Genomic DNA, 17,323 nt, shown 5'->3' with positions numbered 1-17,323 from the left:
GCAACAACTTACAAATATTCTTTTCATTTCCTAAAAAGGAAAAGTGTAGAGCTTGCTTTCCTCTACACTTTTAAAATAAAACACACTGTGCAAATTGCATTGACACTACCATCATAATTATATGCTTATTTCATATATTTTTAAAGACTTTTATTACAAACGTGGCGTTTTTTTGTAATAAAAGTCAAAAAAATGTTACAAATAAAACATCTTCCTATCATATATCTTCAAATCAAAGCTTCACTCATTTTCTTGCAAATTTCTATACTGGTACAATTGATTTTGCGACTTTCTCAACAGTTCTTCAAACGTTTTTCCTTCTACTGGATAGCTAGCTGCTCCAAATAAAAGAGTGACACTGAGTAAATCACCTTCTATTTCACTTTCAATATTTTTCATTAATCGTTTTGTTATTGTTGATGTTTCATGACCATTATCAATTGCTACAATAACGTACTTATTTTCATCCCACTTTGTAACAACATCGCCCTTCCGAATTGTCTTTACAATGGTACTCTCTAATTTTTGTACTAATACTCCCAACTTTTTTTCTTGCAACGTGTCTTTTAATCCTTCCCATTCTTTTACAGAAAGAATGTACACTGTAATATTACGAGAATCTCTTTCAGATAAAGCAGCTACTTTCCCAAAAAAATCAACAACAAAATCATTGCTTGCCATTCCTCCTACTTCCATACCCATACGCTCGTTCGCTCTTTTATCGTACCAATGTCCAAAATAATAACTTAGTATCATTTGCAATATATAAATAATAAAGACGGTATAAAATGATCGTGAATCCAGTTTTGCAATTACATCCTGAAGTGCAATCCATTCTGTAACTGCCACAGTATTGCCAAGCAATAATCCACTAATTTTCCCTTTATGTTTCATACTTTTCCCCCTTTTATACCAATATATGTTTCTATATCAATAATGTTTTTCTACAAAATAAAAAATGTACATATGCAATGTACATTTCTGCTTAAGCTTGTATACCTTTTCTACTCTATTTCATATATATATATAATATAACTTTTATAGAAAGGAGTAATCTATATGCTACAAAAAGAGAATCTATCAGATGCTATGCGTTTACTAGCTGGTTTTCTATTATCATTAAAATTATTATTTACCTCTTTCGGCATACACTTTATTACAAACGATCAAATCGACGCTATTGTTAATGTTGTTTCATTTTTATTTATTCTATACTTTGGCTACAAAAATAACTATGTAGGAAAAAAAGGAATAGAGCAAAAGAAAATACTCAAAAAACACAACCTTCACTAAAAAAGGAACCTTTTGTACAGGTTCCTTTTTATCATTGACGCACAACAACTTCATTTGTTTGCAGTGGGCCATATGATATCTCTTTATCTTGAAATGTATATGTAGCCTGAAAGAATGTTTGTTTAAGAGCTTTATCTTTATTAGCTTTTATTTTACAACGTAGTTCCACCTTCTCATTCGGTAACAAATCATCAATTCGCCATCTAACAAGCTGGAATAAAAACTCACTTATCCCCTTATCAACTTTTAAAGAATTAGGAATATAAGCAAAGTAATCTCGAATCATATGACTTACAACAACTCTCGAAATCATTTCTACCCCTTTATTTTCCACTTCAATTCGCATAATAAGTATGTCGTTTACATCGTAGGTCAATTCATACGAAAACTGTTCTGTATACATACTACCAATTTGTAATGTAACGGCTACTTGAGGAAATTCGTTTTCCTTTTTCGATCCGTCAATCCACAATACTGGTTGTAGCGGTATTGAATACTTTCCTGTATCCGAAATTCGTCCCCATATTTTCATAATATATATTCACCTCATTTCAGATGTAACATACACACAATGAATTCCCCAAATCACTAAAGCTTGCTACAAGCAATGTTTAATATTTCTCTTCCTTTTATCCTATTCGACAATATGAAGAAAAAACCATTTTTCATCTATTAACAGAAGGTGTTCTTTATGGAATTTTTTTACAATTTACTTCATTTCCTTTATAGCAATATTCAGTATGGCTCACTCGTTCTCTACTCATACGAAAGAATATTTTGACGGAAGAAAAAGTTTGCCTTATAGTCAAATTTGACTATAATATTCTTTATGGCATATCAGTGCACTTATGGAAAAGGAATTAAAATCAACTATACATTTAAAATTTTTTATCCACTGCACTCAAAACTTAATATAGTTTACTTATTTCTAAAGGAGGGTTATATTTGGAAACTCAACCATTAAAAAAAGACGCCAACAAGACAAAATTTGTTGTTGCTGGTTTACTGCTTGGTATATTAATGGCCGCAATGGATAATACAATCGTTGCAACCGCAATGGCAACAATCGTTGGAGACCTAGGAGGATTTGATAAGTTTGTTTGGGTCACATCAGCTTATATGGTAGCAACAATGGCAGGGATGCCTATCTTCGGGAAACTTTCTGATATGTACGGGCGGAAACGTTTTTATATTGGTGGCCTCATTCTTTTCTTATTCGGTTCTGCTCTTTGCGGAACAGCTTCAAGTATTGAGCAATTAAGTATTTATAGAGCTATTCAAGGTATCGGTGGTGGTGCCCTTATGCCTATCGCCTTCACAATTATGTATGATATCTTCCCACCAGAAAAACGCGGGAAGATGACAGGACTATTCGGTGCTGTTTTTGGGACATCTAGTGTATTCGGTCCTTTATTAGGTGCTTATATTACTGACTATATAAGTTGGCATTGGGTCTTCTATATTAATATTCCATTAGGACTTATCTCCTTTTTCTTCATTACTAAATACTACAGTGAGTCTCTAGAATTTAGAAAACAAAAAATTGATTGGGCTGGTGCTATTACACTTGTCATAAGTATCGTTTGCTTAATGTTCGCATTAGAACTTGGTGGTAAGGAATATGCCTGGAATTCCACTGTAATTATTGGCTTATTTACAACAGTATTTATTACGCTTATTATTTTCTTCTTTGTAGAACGAAAAGCAACCGAGCCTATTATTTCGTTCCATCTATTTAAAAAACCTTTATTCGCAGCTAGCCAAGGAGTTGCCTTTTTCTATGGTGCCGCTTTTATTATCTGTACAGTTTATATTCCAATCTTCATTCAAGGCGTTCTTGGAGGTTCCGCCTCTAATGCTGGATTAATTTTAACACCAATGATGGTTGGTTCTGTAATTGGAAGTCAAACAGGAGGACAATTAGCTTCTCGAACAAGCTATCGTAACATTATGATGGTATCTGGTGTCTTCTTCGTTCTTGGTATTTATTTATTAAGTACTTTAACAATGGACACACCTCGTTTACTCGTAACACTATTTATGATTCTCGCTGGGCTTGGTGTTGGTTTCTCATTCTCAGTATTAAGTATGTCTTCTATTCACAAGTTGGAAATGCGGGACCGTGGTTCGGCGACATCAACAAACTCATTCTTCCGATCACTCGGTATGACTCTTGGTGTAACGATTTTCGGTACAATTCAAAATCATATTTTTACAGATAAACTAAACTCTGTATTTCCCCCTGAACTAGCAAAATTAGCTCCAAAAGGCGGAGACACAAGTTTCTTATTATCACCAGGCGCTACCGCAAAAATTCCTGCTGAAATATTAGCGGGTATTAAAGAAGCTCTCGCTACATCTATTGCGAATACATTCTTCTGGGCACTCATCCCGGCTGTACTAAGTATTATTTGTATTTTACTTATGGGAAATGAACGCCTCTTTACAGACCCTAAAAAGAAAGAAAAACAAAAGCAAGTTAGTTAATATAAAAAAGAAGCGGCATATTCCTTTATGAAAAAGGATATGCCGTTTATAATATGTATAAAGTGAAACTTTAATCAGTGGGGGGGGGTTCATCCCCCACTGATTATTAGCCCTCACCAATCGGGCTTTTACGGGCAGTTAATCCCCACCTAACTTCTTTGCTTCCGCTGAATTTTTGGGTGGGGATCTTACTAGATAAAGTTTTTATATACAGGAGTTGAGACAGCATGAGCATGAAATTAGTCATTCTCGGCTTGCTACTCGAAGGAGATAAACATCCATATGAAGTGCAGCATATTATGAAAGAACGACAAATGGATTGTTACATTAAATATGCTAAAGGATCACTTTATTACGCCTTCGAGCAATTAGAAAAGCAAGGCGCAATTCATATTACAAATGTAATTAGAGACACAAATCGACCTGACAAAACGATTTTTCATATAACAGAAGAAGGCAAAAAACTATTCCACACTTTACTATTAAAACAATTCGAAGCCAAAAACCAAATATATAAACCTATTTATTCGGCCTTATCTTTCGCTCACTTTAGCAATGATCACGAATTAGTTCCTATTTTAGAAAAAAAGAAAAACGATACTCTTCAATATTTACATACTATGCAAACGATATATGATTGTAATAAAGGAAAGGTTCCACGTGCACAACTATATATTTTGCAAAGTGTAATTGAGCATATTACAGTTGAATTACAATGGCTAAACACCCTCCTTAAAGATGCTATAGCAGGCCGACTTTCAGAAGTTGCTATAGATGAAAATTGAGCTATGAAAGAAGGCATCCCTACTTCTTTCATAGCTCAATTTCTCTTTTTATACTGTAATATTATTAGTTAATCCAGGATGAAAAGTCATAATAATAAGAAATAAAAACTTTTGAATTTTCTTATTTCAAAACAGTAGACAAAATTCCAAAAATTGTGTTAGAATTTGTTTCAATATCATATCGCTTGTTAAATTCCTTTCAAAAGGAAAATAGGTACACGAAAGTTTCGTTTCGTGTTTAAAAGGGAAGCTTGGTGAAACTCCAACACGGTCCCGCCACTGTAAATGCTGAGATTTCTTTTTGGTGCCACTGTGAAAACGGGAAGGTGAAAGAAATTATATGAAGCATAAGTCAGGAGACCTGCCTGTTTTAACAACACTGATAGATTCACGGATGATGATGAGGTGTTAAAACAAAAAGGAAGGCTTATTTTCTATGTCTTTGTACTTTTTGTTATAGGTATTTCCTAGTAAACGGAAATGCTTACTTTCAATTAGGGAGGAATTTAAAATGGCAATTCAAACAAGTAACTTAGGTTATCCACGTATCGGACTACAACGAGAGTGGAAAAAAACATTGGAAGCTTTTTGGTCCAATAAAATCGATGAAGAACAATTTTTAACAACAATGAAAGAAATTCGCCTTCAACACGTAAAAGTACAGCAAGAAAAAGGGATTGAACTCATTCCAATTGGCGACTTTACATATTATGATCACGTTTTGGATACTGCCTATATGCTAGGATTTATTCCATCACGTTTTTCTGAGTTTACATCTTACCTTGATGTATATTTCGCAATGGCGCGTGGCTCTAAAGATCACGTAGCTTCCGAAATGACAAAATGGTTTAACACAAACTATCACTATATCGTTCCTGAATATGAAGAGGGATTACAAATCTCTTTAAAAGATAATCGCCCACTTCGCTTATACGAAGAGGCAAAACAAGAATTAGGAGTAGATGGAAAGCCTGTTATTTTAGGACCATATACTTTCTTAAAATTAGCTAAAGGCTATACACAAGAACAATTTCCTAACATTTTAAAACAGTTAGTTGCACCTTACGTACAACTGCTTTCAGAACTACATGCAGCTGGGGCACAAGCCATTCAAGTTGATGAACCGATTTTCGCTTCTTTAACTAAAAAAGAAGTTCAACAAGCAAAAGAAATTTATGAAGCTATTCGTAAAGAAGTTCCAAATGCGACTCTTCTTTTACAAACATATTTTGATAGCGTAGAAGAAAACTATGAAGAAATTATTACATTCCCGGTATCCGGTATTGGATTAGATTTCATTCATGGTAAAGAAGGTAATCTAAATGCTATTTCAAAATATGGATTCCCAGCTGATAAAACTTTAGCTGTCGGTTGTATAGATGGCCGTAACATTTGGAGAGCTGACCTTGATGAAGTTCTTGAGTTATTTACAACGTTACAAAAACAAGTCCAAACGAAAGATATCATCGTTCAGCCTTCTTGTAGCTTATTGCATACACCAATCGATAAAACAGAAGAAACTCACTTATCGACTGAGCTGTTTGATGCGTTAGCATTTGCAAATCAAAAATTAGAAGAGTTAGTTCTTATTCATTCCGCTCTCACTCAAGGTACAGAAAGCATTAGTAATGAGCTGGAAACATATCGAAACGTACATCATACAATTCGTTCATCTGCTGCACGTAACCGAGAAGATGTCAAAGCAGCACGAACAGCACTAAAAGAAGAAGATTTTTCACGTCCTCTTCCATTTGAAAAACGATACGAATTACAACAAGTTGCTCTAGAGTTACCGCTATTACCAACAACGACTATTGGTAGCTTCCCGCAAACAACTGAAGTTCGTCAAACGCGAAAAGAATGGCGTAACGGTGTTATTTCAAATGACCAATATGAACAATTTATTGAAAAAGAGACAGAAAAATGGATTCGTTACCAAGAAGAAATTGGGCTTGATGTACTTGTACATGGTGAATTTGAAAGAACTGACATGGTCGAATATTTTGGTGAGCGCCTTGCTGGTTTCTCATTCACTAAAAACGGTTGGGTACAATCATACGGTTCCCGCTGCGTAAAACCACCTGTTATTTATGGTGATGTAGCCTTTATTAACGGCATGACTATTAAGGAAACAGTTTATGCACAAAGCTTAACAGAGAAAGTTGTAAAAGGAATGTTAACCGGACCTGTTACAATTTTAAATTGGTCCTTCGTTCGAAATGATATTCCAAGAAAAGAAGTTTCGTATCAAATTGCACTAGCTCTTCGTCACGAAATTGAACTACTTGAATCTTCTGGAATTAGAGTAATCCAAGTCGATGAGCCCGCACTTCGTGAAGGAATGCCACTAAAAGAAAAAGATTGGGATGCTTATATTACATGGGCAGTACAATCCTTCCTTTTAGCAACTTCTTCTGTAGCAAATGAAACACAAATTCATACTCATATGTGTTACAGTAACTTCGAAGATATTGTTGACGCGATTCGCGCATTAGATGCAGATGTAATTTCTATCGAAACATCAAGAAGTCACGGAGAATTTATTGATACATTAAAACATACAACATATGAAAAAGGCATTGGCCTAGGTGTATATGATATTCATAGCCCACGTGTACCGAGTAAAGATGAAATGTATAAAATCGTAGAACAATCTTTAGAAGTATGTGATCCTAAATATTTCTGGATTAATCCCGATTGTGGTTTAAAAACGAGAAAAACAGAAGAAGTTATTCCAGCTTTAGAACATATGGTGCAAGCAGCGAAAGATGCTCGTTCCCTTTTAAAAACAAACGCATAACAAAAATGGGTTATCCTTTTCTCAGGATAACCCATTTTTTATTCTTTACTTTCAAAAAAGAATTCATATTGTATTTTATATAATTCATCATCCGTTGGCTCTTCAAGAGGAATTGCTTGTAATACAACTGTATACTCACCATTTGGAATAGGTATTTGAAATTTATTAGAAAGAATACTCGTTATAACGATACTTTCATTTTCAACTGTAAAAGGAACCGTAATCGTTCTAACTACTTCTTCTTTTTCAATATGTTTCCCTGGGGTCACTTTCACTTCACAAGTATAATCAGAAAGTGCTTCAAAAATAACAGTTCCATCTGCCTTAGCATAACCTCTTTCAAAATCTTCATCAGTCCAATCTACATAAGGCTGCTCACCGTCATAGTTCATCAACATTAATTGCGAATAAGAAATCGTTAACTCCATAGTTCCCCTTCTCCTTCATTATGAAATATACAACTACTACTTCACTTCAAATTTTACTCGCGTACCATCTGGGTATTTATCTAACTTATTCCCTACCCAAGAGCCTGCTCCGCGGTTATCCGCCGGACTTATATATTCAATATGTGCTCCTTTTCCGCCTTCCTTGCACATCGCCATTGGCCATTCATCACGATCATACCCTTTTTTTGATGGATATGGTGCTAACGACAATTTCCTTCTATCTGCAGCACCACCACGATCGATTGTACAAACTTCTGAATGCCCTTCTTTTATAGCATCCGTAATATGTTTTCCTGTCTCTGGATAACGTTCTTTCGGAAATTCTAACACTTGATCATACGTATTCGTTTTCTTTACACTTGTTTCCTCTGGCACAAGTACTTCATAAACTGCTACTAAAATAGACAGAATTGCGATAATTGAAATGATAATACCTTTTAATTGCTTCATGTATACCTCCATGTTTCTACCAGTTTCTTTTCCTCCGTTATTATAACAAACTTCTCCTGTATATGTTTTCAGACATTATTTTAGTTATTCCTTGCCATTCCGCCAAAAATTTTCATTTTTTCACTAATGCTGTAGAAAACTAATAGCCTTCCGACATTCTTTTTCAAAGGAAGTCCTCATAAAAGATTGAAATGATATATACGATACTTTTTGGGGAGGAAATATGATGGAAGCTACCTATAAAACGAAAGATGTCACGAATAAAACAGGCATCCCAAAACATATAGTTCGCAAATATAGTCAGCTGTTAGAGGAACATGGTTATATGATTTCCAAAACAGCTGATGCTCGTATTTATAAACTTGATGATTTAAAACTATTGAAATCTATACACGAAAGAGCTGCTACATTACAAGAAGATATTTCAGAAACGATACCGATTATTTTAAAAGAAAAAGAGGCCCCACCTGTACCAGTTATACAAGATAAGCAAGAGATACAAACGAAAGAAAAAGAAGATGGGCGTAACTTTGAGGAGTTCATGTTAAAACTTGAAATGCTAGCTCAATTAAATGAAGCAATTATTCATCAAAATTCTACTCTAATTACACAAAATCGTTTAAAGGATGAGAAACTAGACGAATTGATGCAACAAGTTTATGTAAAAGAAGGCTCTCAAGAAAAAATGCTTCAAGAGTTAGTCGATCACGCCGCTCAAACAGATGCACTGCAAAAAGAAAAGATGGACTTATTAATGAATCATATGTATAAACGAGAATCCAAACAGGAAGAAAAAATGAATAAACTTGTTAGTCAAATTTATAACAAAGACAGTAACCGTGATGCACAGCTTATGCAAGTTATTCGAGAAATTCAAGAAACAAAAAGAATGGTTGCTGCCTCAAAAGAGCAAAGCTTCTTTCAATCATTTAAAAGTTTATTTAGCCGAGCAAAACAAGAAAAAACAAATGAATAAACAATATAAAATAAAAAGTTACCTTTCATCGGTAACTTTTATTCCTTATTTTGTACAGCTGGTAATATAATAATTGCTTCAGTGCCTTTTCCACTTTCACTCTTATATTCCAATGTACCATTATGCGCTTGTAAAATACTAAATGTTACCATAAGTCCTAATCCTGTCCCTTTTTCTTTTAAAGAATAATATGGTTGCCCAAGCCTTGCTAACTGTTCTTTCGTCATACCAACACCACTATCTTTAACTCTTATTATGATTGTTTCATCTTTTTGAATAGCTGTTACTTTTAAATATCCTTTATTTCCTTGAATTGCTTCAATACCATTTTTAACAACATTCATAATAGCTTGCTTCAATTTTGTCTTATCACCAATCGTATAAAGACTTTCTGAAATTTCAACTTGTAAATATACACCTTGCATCGCTGCAAATGACGACATAAGAGTGGTCATTTCTATTAATTGGGCTGATAAACAAATGTGTTCTTTTTTCTCAATTTGCGGCCTTGCTAAATTTAAGTAATCTGAAATAATTTGTTCCGCCCGATCCAATTCAGCTAATACAAGACGCATATAATCCTTATTCTTCACATCTTCCGTACTTTCTAGCAATTGGATAAATCCACGAACAACAGTTAGTGGATTTCGAACTTCATGTGCCACACTTGCTGCTAACTCACTTACAATATTAAGCTTTTCTGATTTTTGCATCTCTGTACGTAGCAATGCATTTTCATTTAAATATTCAGTTAAATACACCTGAAATACCATTGTCATGACCATGATAAGCGAGGCAAATATAAATCCGCTATATATTTGCGAAATATACGGTGTAAATCCTGTTTCCAAAAGAACATTAATCATGCCTAATACTAAAGAAACAAGCACATAAAATGATGAAATCATAAATGCTAAAATTAATTTCTTATCCCTTGAAAAAAGAGACCATTTCTTTGATAAAAATAGCGGAACTATCAATAGAAATATTACTTCTAAAACTGGAAGAAAGCTCATTCCCTTTAGTAACCATTCATATGCAACAAAAATAACCGCTGGGATTAAACCAACAATCCCACCATATAAAAAACCACTGACAATTGGAATGGGGTGAAAGTTATACCCACACACATTGCCAAAACAAATAGAGTATGTCATGGAGAGAACGAGCGTAACGCTAGATAAAAACATAATAAAGTAACGATTTGGCTTCGGAGGCATTTCTTGATAGCGATTTAAACGAATCGCTTCATATAAAAATAGTGGCAAAATTATGATGGCAATTTGAATCAATAAATCACGGATAAGCTCCATAACCTCTCATCCCCTATATGTATTTTGATATGATTATATCATTTTATAGGTGTATTTGTTTTAAAATTTTGATTTTTCTTAACATATTTGTTAATTCTTTGTTAACAACTCATAATAATTGTTACAGATTTTCGAAATGATTGTAAACCCTGTACCAAATTTCCTTCGTGCAGTATACAATGAATACGGATTACAAAGAAAATATAAAAATACTTTTTTAGACGGACAATTATAGCAAAATACAGCATATAATCCATACTATCTATGTTTACAAATAAGTGATCATTACTTTAGTAGGAGGAAGATAAATATGGCGGGTACTACGCTTGTTTTAAAAGAAGAAAATTTGGTTGTTCTAGAAAATGTTGAAAAATCAGTATATGAAGAGTTACAGCATAAAGCGGGAGATGAAAACTGCACATGTGCTGTAAACGAATCAGTCGTTCACCTTGGCAAGGTATCCTCTGTACTCTGGAATGAAGATGAAATAGATTGGGAATACGGATATTAAAAAGTCGCTTATAGCGGCTTTTTTTCTCTTTTCTCTCTCTTTCTAAATAACATATACAAAGCGTAATCATAGAAAATATGATAAAATGAACTTAATTTTCAAACGGAAGAAAGGGAGATACAATGGAACAATTCATTAACCCTAGAGTGAAGGACATCCAAATTTCTGGAATCCGTCAGTTCTCTAACATGATTCAAAACTATGATAATTTGATTTCTTTAACAATTGGACAACCCGATTTCCCTACACCTTCTCTCGTGAAAGAAGCGGCTAAACGGGCTATTACAGAAAACTATACAAGCTATACACATAACGCTGGTTTACTAGAATTACGTAAGGCAGCTTGTAACTTCGTAAAAGATAACTACGATTTACATTATTCACCTGAAAACGAAACCATCGTTACAATCGGTGCTAGCGAAGCAATTGATGTTGCATTCCGAACGATTTTAGAGCCAGGAACAGAAGTAATTTTACCTGCTCCTATTTATCCAGGCTACGAACCTATTATTCGATTATGCGGTGCAACGCCTATTTTTGTAGATGTTCGTGAAACTGGATTTCGTTTAACAGCTGAAGCGCTTAAAAATGCTATTACAGAAAAAACAAGATGTATCGTACTACCGTATCCTTCTAACCCAACCGGTGTAACTTTATCAACAGAAGAGCTAAAAGATATTGTAGATGTTTTAAAAGATAAAAATATTTTCGTCCTTTCAGATGAAATTTATAGCGAGCTTGTATATGAACAAAAGCATACATCTATCGCTCATTTCCCAGAAATGCGTGAAAAAACAATTGTCATTAACGGTTTATCTAAATCACATTCTATGACTGGCTGGCGTGTTGGACTTTTATTTGCACCAAGTTATTTAGCAGGACACATATTAAAAGTTCATCAATACAATGTAACGTGTGCTACTTCAATCGCTCAATACGCTGCAATTGAAGCATTAACAGCAGCTAAAGACGCACCAAAAATGATGCGCCACCAATATAAAAAACGCCGTGATTACGTATATAATAGACTCACTCAAATGGGATTAACAGTTGAAAAGCCAACAGGTGCATTTTACTTATTCCCATATGTTGGTCATTTGACATCTTCATCATTTGATTTTGCACTTGATCTTGTCAAAGAAGCGGGACTAGCTGTAGTTCCTGGAACAGCATTCTCTGAATACGGTGAAGGCTACCTTCGCTTGTCCTATGCGTATAGTATCGAAACTTTAAAAGAAGGCTGCGACCGATTAGAAGCCTTTCTAATGAAAAAAGCTAAGAGTTAAACTCTTAGCTTTTTTATGCATAATGATCACAAGTTTGACGTTTTAGTAATTTATGAGGAATAATGATACACTTTGCAGTGGATTCTGCATTCTCTACTTTATCAACTAAAGCTTTTGCTGCCTCATATCCTAGCTGATAAATATTCACATCAACTGTCGAAAGTGGAGGGCTCGCAATTTCTGATAATAAAGCATTATTAAAGCTTACAATAGAAACATCTTTCGGTACAACGAATCCTTTTTTAGAAAGAGCACTTAACACACCAAGTCCAATTAAGTCATCCGTTGCCATAATTGCCGTTGGCGGTTGCTGCAGTCCCATTAATTCCTCAACAGCTTGTTGACCACTTTCCCTCGAAAAATCAAAATGTAAAATATATTCTTTTGGTAATACAATGTCTGCTAATTTCAAGGCATCACTCATACCAGCTAAACGATCTCTCGTTACAAGTAAATCTGATCCACCACCAATGAACGCGATTTGCTTATGCCCTAATGAAATTAAATATTCTGCCACTTCTCTTGCAGCTGTATAATTGTCATTATCTACATATGTAATTTCATCTTTTCGATCATATGGTTTTCCTATTAAAACAAACGGGAAATTTTGTTCATGTAAATATTGAATAATCCGATCATTCTCCCTTGAATATAAAAGAATAATGCCCCCAATTTGGCGTCCCTGTACCATCTTTACGACACCATTAAAAATTTCTTCTTCCGTTTCACCTGTCGACATGTAAAGCGCATAACCTTCTACGTGTGCAAATGAACTAATCCCTCTTATAACTTCTGGGAAAAATGGATTTTGAAAAGCTTTACTTGCAGAACTTGGCATAACAAGACCAAGTGTTTTCGTCGTTTGGTTCGCAAGATTTCTCGCATTTAAATTGGGATGATACCCTAATTCACTCATCACTTTCCTAACACGGCGCTTTGTCTTTTCACTTATACTTGGATTATCAGCAATTACACGAGAAACTGTTGATGGTGCAACATTCGCTTGCTTCGCCACATCTTTAATTGTAACTGTCATAAAAATCCCCCTCCTCTCATTTCTCTGCCATTTTTCATATATTTTATCTCGCACTCATTGCAAGTCATAAACTTTCATTTCTTATATCTTGCAAAACTAATCCTATTCTCCCTCTTCATGTATTGTAAGGGATATAGCTATTTTTTCCTATACTATAATATACTATTTATTTCACTTCTTTTCACATGTGATGTCAAATCTCTTTTCATCTCCCTATAAACTTATTTATAGGGAGATGAAAAGAAAAATGGGACGTAATGTCCCATTTTTCATCCTTTTGTACCTCCAGCTGTTAAACCAGAAATAAAGTATTTTTGTAGTGATAGGAATAAAATTGAAATTGGGATCGCAATTAACACAGAACCCGCTGCAAACGTTGTAAATTCATTACCGAATTTCTTCGCAACCATTTCATATAATCCAACTGCTAAAGTATAATTTTCTGGTGTTCGCAAAATAATACTCGCTAAAATGAAATCTGTAAATGGACCAATGAAAGTAAATAACGCTACAACCGCTACGATTGGCTTTGCAAGTGGCATAATGATTTGCCAAAAAATACGAAAATGTCCTGCTCCATCCATTCGAGCTGATTCATCCAGTTCTTTCGGAATCGTATCAAAATACCCTTTCATAAGCCATGTATTCATCGGAATAGCCCCGCCTACATAAATTAAAATTAATGCAAGGTGTGTATCAATTAATCCTGTTAATTGAGCTAATACGTATAAAGCAATTAACGCTGCAAAGTTTGGAATCATTTGCAGAATTAAAAATGTTAATAAACCATTTTTTCTTCCAACAAAACGATATCTCGAAAATGCATAAGCGGTAAAACTAATTGCTAACACTGAGAAAATCATCGTTAAAACACTTACTTTTAATGTGTTTTTATACCATAGTAAGTAATTACTATTCTCTAGATCTAATAACTTACGATAATGATCTAACGTTGCATTTTGTGGAATAATACTTGATCCAGATAAACTATCACCTGGATTAAACGATGAGCCAATAATCCATAATAACGGATAGAAAATGATGGCACACATTACGAAAATAACTAAATAACTTAATGAGAGACGTAACATCTTCTGTCTTTTAATATTCATTTACATCATATCCTCTTCTTGGAATGATTTTGTTCTCTTAAATTGCCATAACGCAACTGTAATAACAATTAACGATAATATCATTGTAAGAGCTGCTGCTTTTCCGTACTGCGCTGAAGTCATCGTTAACTTATAAATCCATGAAATTAAAATATCCGTTCCACCTGCGTCTTGTCCAGCTACAGCAGGACCTCCACCATTAAATAGATAGATGATACTAAAGTTATTAAAGTTAAACGTATATTGCGTAATTAATATTGGTGCTGTTGCATATAACACAAGTGGCAATGTAATTTTACGAAACTGTTGCCAAGCTGTCGCTCCATCTACTGTAGCCGCTTCATATAATTCTCCCGGAATCGATTGCAGTATACCTGTTGTCATCGCAAAGATAAACGGGAACCCAAGCCACGTTTGAATCATAATTAAAGCAATCTTCGCCCAAAATGGATCTGTCATCCAAGCAATCTTTTCAATTCCGAATAAAGCTAATACTTGATTGTTAATCGCTCCGAATGTTTCATTAAACATACCAGAGAAAACAAGAATAGATACGAATGCTGGAACCGCCCACGGTAAAATGAAGATTGTTCGAATAATCGCCTTTCCTTTAATACCAGGCTGATTTACGATAATCGCTAAGAAAATACCAAGTGCAACTTGTAATGTTGTTGCAACGAATGTCCAAATGACAGTCCAAGAGAATACACTTACAAATGTCTCTCTCCACATCGGTAAAGTGAAAATATCAATAAAGTTTTTAAAGCCCACCCAATCTACTAATTTAGCTGGAGGAGAATGATATAAATCATAGTTTGTAAATCCAATTAAAATTACGAAGATGATTGGAAATACGACCACAAAGATAAGTAGTAGAAAACCTGGTGAAACCATTAAATAAGGAAAACCTTGATCTAACAAATTACGATATTGCTCTTTTACAGAATTTAACGGTGTTCCGCTATCACGTTTCTTTCCATTTTGGTATGCATCATATAAGTTAAATGCATATATGCCTAGCCCAAAAGCGATAACGATAAGGGCCAAGATTCCTTCTACTAATAGAAAGACAGAATGGTCACGTGGAACTTCTGTACCAAGCGTTACAATACCCCATAATCCCATATTTAATAAATCAGCAAAGGCTACAATAAAAGAACCTGTTAATACTAGAAAAATAAGACCTTTTACAAATTGTTTATTATACATTTGGCCCACGCCTGGAATGATTGATAACATGGTTGCCATTTTCCTATGCTTTGAATGGTTTAACCCATTTGCTGGTTCCATAGATGTTTGCATGTTCCTTCCCCCTTTTTTCTTCCTACATGGAAGGGAGAGAATTCGTGCCTCTCATATTAGAGGCACGAATTTCACCTTATTTTTTCTTGTTATGATTTGCCTCAATATTACCTTTAATTTGTTTCACTGCACTATCAAGCGCCGCTTTTGGTGCCTCTTTATCTGTAACAACTAATTGAAGCGCATCTCCAGCTGGTTTCCAAACTTCTTGCATTTCTGGAATGTTTGGCATTGGAATTCCATTTTCAGATTGCGTTGCAACTGCTTTTGCAGCTTCGTTATCTTTAATAATTGGATCTTCCATTACTGATTTTACTGGAGGAATTTCTTTTGTTTTCTCAAATCGAATTTTTGCGTTTTCTTCATTTGTTACCCACTCAGTGAATTTTGTAGCTAAATCATTTTGTTTAGAGAAACTTGTTACATGCCATCCTTTAACCCCAACAAACGTTTTCATTGGTTGACCATTTGGTAATTTCGGCATTGGAGCAACGCCATAATCAATCCCGTTCTTTTCCATTGCTTGGAACGCCCATGGGCCATTCATGATAGAAGCTGCTTTTCCTTCATTGAATAGTCCATCAGCAGCAGGCCCACCTGATTCACCGATAATACCTTTTGGGAATAATTTTTCCTTGTACCATTTTTGAAGATATTCAGCACCTTGTACTGCTCCACTATTATTTAATCCAACATCACTTGCATTTGGCTTTCCATCTTTTTCACCAAATACATAACCGCCCATACCTGCCATGAATGCATTAGCAAAGTAGAAGTTATCTCCTAATGCTAAAAATCCGTACTTGCCATCTTTCGTAAATTCTTTTGAGAAGTTAAACAGCTCGTCCATCGTTTCTGGCGCTTTTGGCATTAGTTTTTTATTGTAAATAAAGACTGGTGTCTCAATTGCTTTTGGTAAACCATATAATTTTCCATTATATGTCTGTGCTTCTATTGATGAATTAGTAAATTTACTCTTTACAGCATCATCTGCTTTCACTTCAGAAAGTAAACCTTCTGTTACTGCATTTCCGATTTGATCGTGTGGCAATGTTACAACATCTGGTCCAGTCCCCGCTGGCCCATCAAGGCGTAACTTCTTCACTTGATCTGTCATTTGCATTTCAACAACTTTTACTTTTACTTTATATTTTTCCTCAAAGCTTTTCACTGCTGGTTCTAAACCAACACCTTTTTTATCATCTTCCCAAACAAGAAGATCATAGTCTTTTTTCGCTTTACTTTCCTCTTTTTTCCCTGAATCTTTCGGTCCACATGCAGATAACATACCAATAGATAATGCTGAAACCGTTAATAATGATAATGCTTTCTTCATCCCAAAAACCTCCCTAAATTGTCTATGTACCTCAGTAACTGAAAACGTTTGCATTTAATAGTTTAATTGAAGCGCAAACAATATCTCAATCTATGAAAACGTTTGCGCTATTTGTCTATCATTATACATTCTTTTATTCATTTTGCAAATATTAATTTAAAAATTATGTCATTATACTCTTTATACA

General features: G+C 34.5%; 16 protein-coding genes and 1 riboswitch. Of the genes, 7 read left to right on the top strand and 9 right to left on the bottom strand.

Annotated features, from left to right (window positions below; all coding sequences use genetic code 11):
• Positions 1–240: 240 nt before the first annotated feature.
• Positions 241–894 carry a diguanylate cyclase domain-containing protein gene (locus tag ES895_RS03980; protein WP_000680811.1) on the bottom strand — a complete coding sequence of 218 codons (654 nt, stop codon included), beginning with the start codon at positions 892–894 and terminating at the stop codon, positions 241–243.
• Between the two features lie 165 nt (positions 895–1,059).
• Here ES895_RS03980 and ES895_RS03975 point away from each other — a divergent pair, with 165 nt between their 5' ends.
• Positions 1,060–1,293 (top strand): SPP1 phage holin family protein, encoded by a 234-nt coding sequence (locus ES895_RS03975; RefSeq protein ID WP_000939446.1) that lies wholly within the window; start codon positions 1,060–1,062, stop codon positions 1,291–1,293.
• Positions 1,294–1,324: 31 nt separating this feature from the next.
• Here ES895_RS03975 and ES895_RS03970 read toward each other — a convergent pair whose 3' ends face one another.
• Positions 1,325–1,825: a hypothetical protein gene (locus ES895_RS03970; protein WP_000708120.1), complete on the bottom strand. Its 501-nt coding sequence runs from the start codon at positions 1,823–1,825 to the stop codon at positions 1,325–1,327.
• A gap of 413 nt (positions 1,826–2,238) precedes the next feature.
• Between ES895_RS03970 and ES895_RS03965 the strand changes: the two genes are divergently transcribed.
• The 3 genes from ES895_RS03965 to metE all read left to right on the top strand — a co-directional run bounded on the left by ES895_RS03965 (position 2,239) and on the right by metE (position 7,365).
• Positions 2,239–3,780, top strand: coding sequence for an MDR family MFS transporter (locus tag ES895_RS03965; RefSeq protein ID WP_135238168.1), 1,542 nt, complete (start codon positions 2,239–2,241; stop codon positions 3,778–3,780).
• A 227-nt stretch (positions 3,781–4,007) separates the two neighbouring features.
• Positions 4,008–4,565 carry a PadR family transcriptional regulator gene (locus ES895_RS03960; RefSeq protein ID WP_000062063.1) on the top strand — a complete coding sequence of 186 codons (558 nt, stop codon included), beginning with the start codon at positions 4,008–4,010 and terminating at the stop codon, positions 4,563–4,565.
• A 195-nt stretch (positions 4,566–4,760) separates the two neighbouring features.
• Positions 4,761–4,948: riboswitch (cobalamin riboswitch) on the top strand.
• 128 nt (positions 4,949–5,076) lie between these two features.
• Positions 5,077–7,365, top strand: a complete 2,289-nt coding sequence (gene metE, locus ES895_RS03955) for a 5-methyltetrahydropteroyltriglutamate--homocysteine S-methyltransferase (RefSeq protein WP_001007603.1) — start codon at positions 5,077–5,079, stop codon at positions 7,363–7,365.
• A 38-nt stretch (positions 7,366–7,403) separates the two neighbouring features.
• Here metE and comJ read toward each other — a convergent pair whose 3' ends face one another.
• Positions 7,404–7,793, bottom strand: coding sequence for a competence protein ComJ (comJ, locus tag ES895_RS03950; protein WP_000424030.1), 390 nt, complete (start codon positions 7,791–7,793; stop codon positions 7,404–7,406).
• A gap of 36 nt (positions 7,794–7,829) precedes the next feature.
• Positions 7,830–8,264: a DNA-entry nuclease gene (nucA, locus tag ES895_RS03945; RefSeq protein ID WP_000811494.1), complete on the bottom strand. Its 435-nt coding sequence runs from the start codon at positions 8,262–8,264 to the stop codon at positions 7,830–7,832.
• A gap of 226 nt (positions 8,265–8,490) precedes the next feature.
• On the opposite strand from nucA, the gene ES895_RS03940 reads away from it, so the two are divergent.
• Positions 8,491–9,240 carry a DUF3967 domain-containing protein gene (locus ES895_RS03940; RefSeq protein ID WP_000388471.1) on the top strand — a complete coding sequence of 250 codons (750 nt, stop codon included), beginning with the start codon at positions 8,491–8,493 and terminating at the stop codon, positions 9,238–9,240.
• A 38-nt stretch (positions 9,241–9,278) separates the two neighbouring features.
• Here ES895_RS03940 and kinB read toward each other — a convergent pair whose 3' ends face one another.
• Entirely contained in the window at positions 9,279–10,553 is a 1,275-nt protein-coding gene (gene kinB, locus ES895_RS03935; protein WP_000420369.1) for a sporulation sensor histidine kinase KinB, read from the bottom strand.
• Positions 10,554–10,863: 310 nt separating this feature from the next.
• Here kinB and ES895_RS03930 point away from each other — a divergent pair, with 310 nt between their 5' ends.
• Positions 10,864–11,064, top strand: coding sequence for a hypothetical protein (locus ES895_RS03930; protein ID WP_000929277.1), 201 nt, complete (start codon positions 10,864–10,866; stop codon positions 11,062–11,064).
• 122 nt (positions 11,065–11,186) lie between these two features.
• A complete protein-coding gene (locus ES895_RS03925) occupies positions 11,187–12,350 on the top strand; it encodes an aminotransferase A (protein ID WP_000434578.1) in 1,164 nt (387 codons plus the stop codon).
• Between the two features lie 13 nt (positions 12,351–12,363).
• Here ES895_RS03925 and malR read toward each other — a convergent pair whose 3' ends face one another.
• The 4 genes from malR to ES895_RS03905 all read right to left on the bottom strand — a co-directional run bounded on the left by malR (position 12,364) and on the right by ES895_RS03905 (position 17,136).
• On the bottom strand, positions 12,364–13,386 hold the full coding sequence (malR, locus tag ES895_RS03920) for a maltose operon transcriptional repressor MalR (protein ID WP_000219053.1): 1,023 nt from the start codon (positions 13,384–13,386) through the stop codon (positions 12,364–12,366).
• 269 nt (positions 13,387–13,655) lie between these two features.
• On the bottom strand, positions 13,656–14,498 hold the full coding sequence (gene malD, locus ES895_RS03915; protein ID WP_001022608.1) for a maltosaccharide ABC transporter permease MalD: 843 nt from the start codon (positions 14,496–14,498) through the stop codon (positions 13,656–13,658).
• Positions 14,499–15,800 carry a maltosaccharide ABC transporter permease MalC gene (gene malC, locus ES895_RS03910; RefSeq protein ID WP_001194996.1) on the bottom strand — a complete coding sequence of 434 codons (1,302 nt, stop codon included), beginning with the start codon at positions 15,798–15,800 and terminating at the stop codon, positions 14,499–14,501.
• 76 nt (positions 15,801–15,876) lie between these two features.
• On the bottom strand, positions 15,877–17,136 hold the full coding sequence (locus tag ES895_RS03905; protein WP_000709923.1) for an extracellular solute-binding protein: 1,260 nt from the start codon (positions 17,134–17,136) through the stop codon (positions 15,877–15,879).
• Positions 17,137–17,323 lie beyond the last annotated feature (187 nt).

Origin of the sequence: Bacillus sp. 007/AIA-02/001 (genome assembly GCF_004634455.1) — a bacterium.
Taxonomy (GTDB): Bacteria; Bacillota; Bacilli; order Bacillales; family Bacillaceae_G; genus Bacillus_A; species Bacillus_A cereus.
This window is presented reverse-complemented; position numbering and strand designations above follow the sequence as displayed.

Coding starts and splice junctions, on each gene's coding strand:
- nucA (WP_000811494.1), bottom strand. CDS start 8,264: ATGAAGCAATTAAAAGGTATTATCATTTCAATTATCGCAATTCTGTCT.
- ES895_RS03980 (WP_000680811.1), bottom strand. CDS start 894: ATGAAACATAAAGGGAAAATTAGTGGATTATTGCTTGGCAATACTGTG.
- ES895_RS03925 (WP_000434578.1), top strand. CDS start 11,187: ATGGAACAATTCATTAACCCTAGAGTGAAGGACATCCAAATTTCTGGA.
- ES895_RS03975 (WP_000939446.1), top strand. CDS start 1,060: ATGCTACAAAAAGAGAATCTATCAGATGCTATGCGTTTACTAGCTGGT.
- ES895_RS03960 (WP_000062063.1), top strand. CDS start 4,008: ATGAGCATGAAATTAGTCATTCTCGGCTTGCTACTCGAAGGAGATAAA.
- ES895_RS03940 (WP_000388471.1), top strand. CDS start 8,491: ATGGAAGCTACCTATAAAACGAAAGATGTCACGAATAAAACAGGCATC.
- ES895_RS03930 (WP_000929277.1), top strand. CDS start 10,864: ATGGCGGGTACTACGCTTGTTTTAAAAGAAGAAAATTTGGTTGTTCTA.
- comJ (WP_000424030.1), bottom strand. CDS start 7,793: ATGGAGTTAACGATTTCTTATTCGCAATTAATGTTGATGAACTATGAC.
- ES895_RS03905 (WP_000709923.1), bottom strand. CDS start 17,136: ATGAAGAAAGCATTATCATTATTAACGGTTTCAGCATTATCTATTGGT.
- malR (WP_000219053.1), bottom strand. CDS start 13,386: ATGACAGTTACAATTAAAGATGTGGCGAAGCAAGCGAATGTTGCACCA.
- malC (WP_001194996.1), bottom strand. CDS start 15,800: ATGCAAACATCTATGGAACCAGCAAATGGGTTAAACCATTCAAAGCAT.
- ES895_RS03970 (WP_000708120.1), bottom strand. CDS start 1,825: ATGAAAATATGGGGACGAATTTCGGATACAGGAAAGTATTCAATACCG.
- metE (WP_001007603.1), top strand. CDS start 5,077: ATGGCAATTCAAACAAGTAACTTAGGTTATCCACGTATCGGACTACAA.
- malD (WP_001022608.1), bottom strand. CDS start 14,498: ATGAATATTAAAAGACAGAAGATGTTACGTCTCTCATTAAGTTATTTA.
- kinB (WP_000420369.1), bottom strand. CDS start 10,553: ATGGAGCTTATCCGTGATTTATTGATTCAAATTGCCATCATAATTTTG.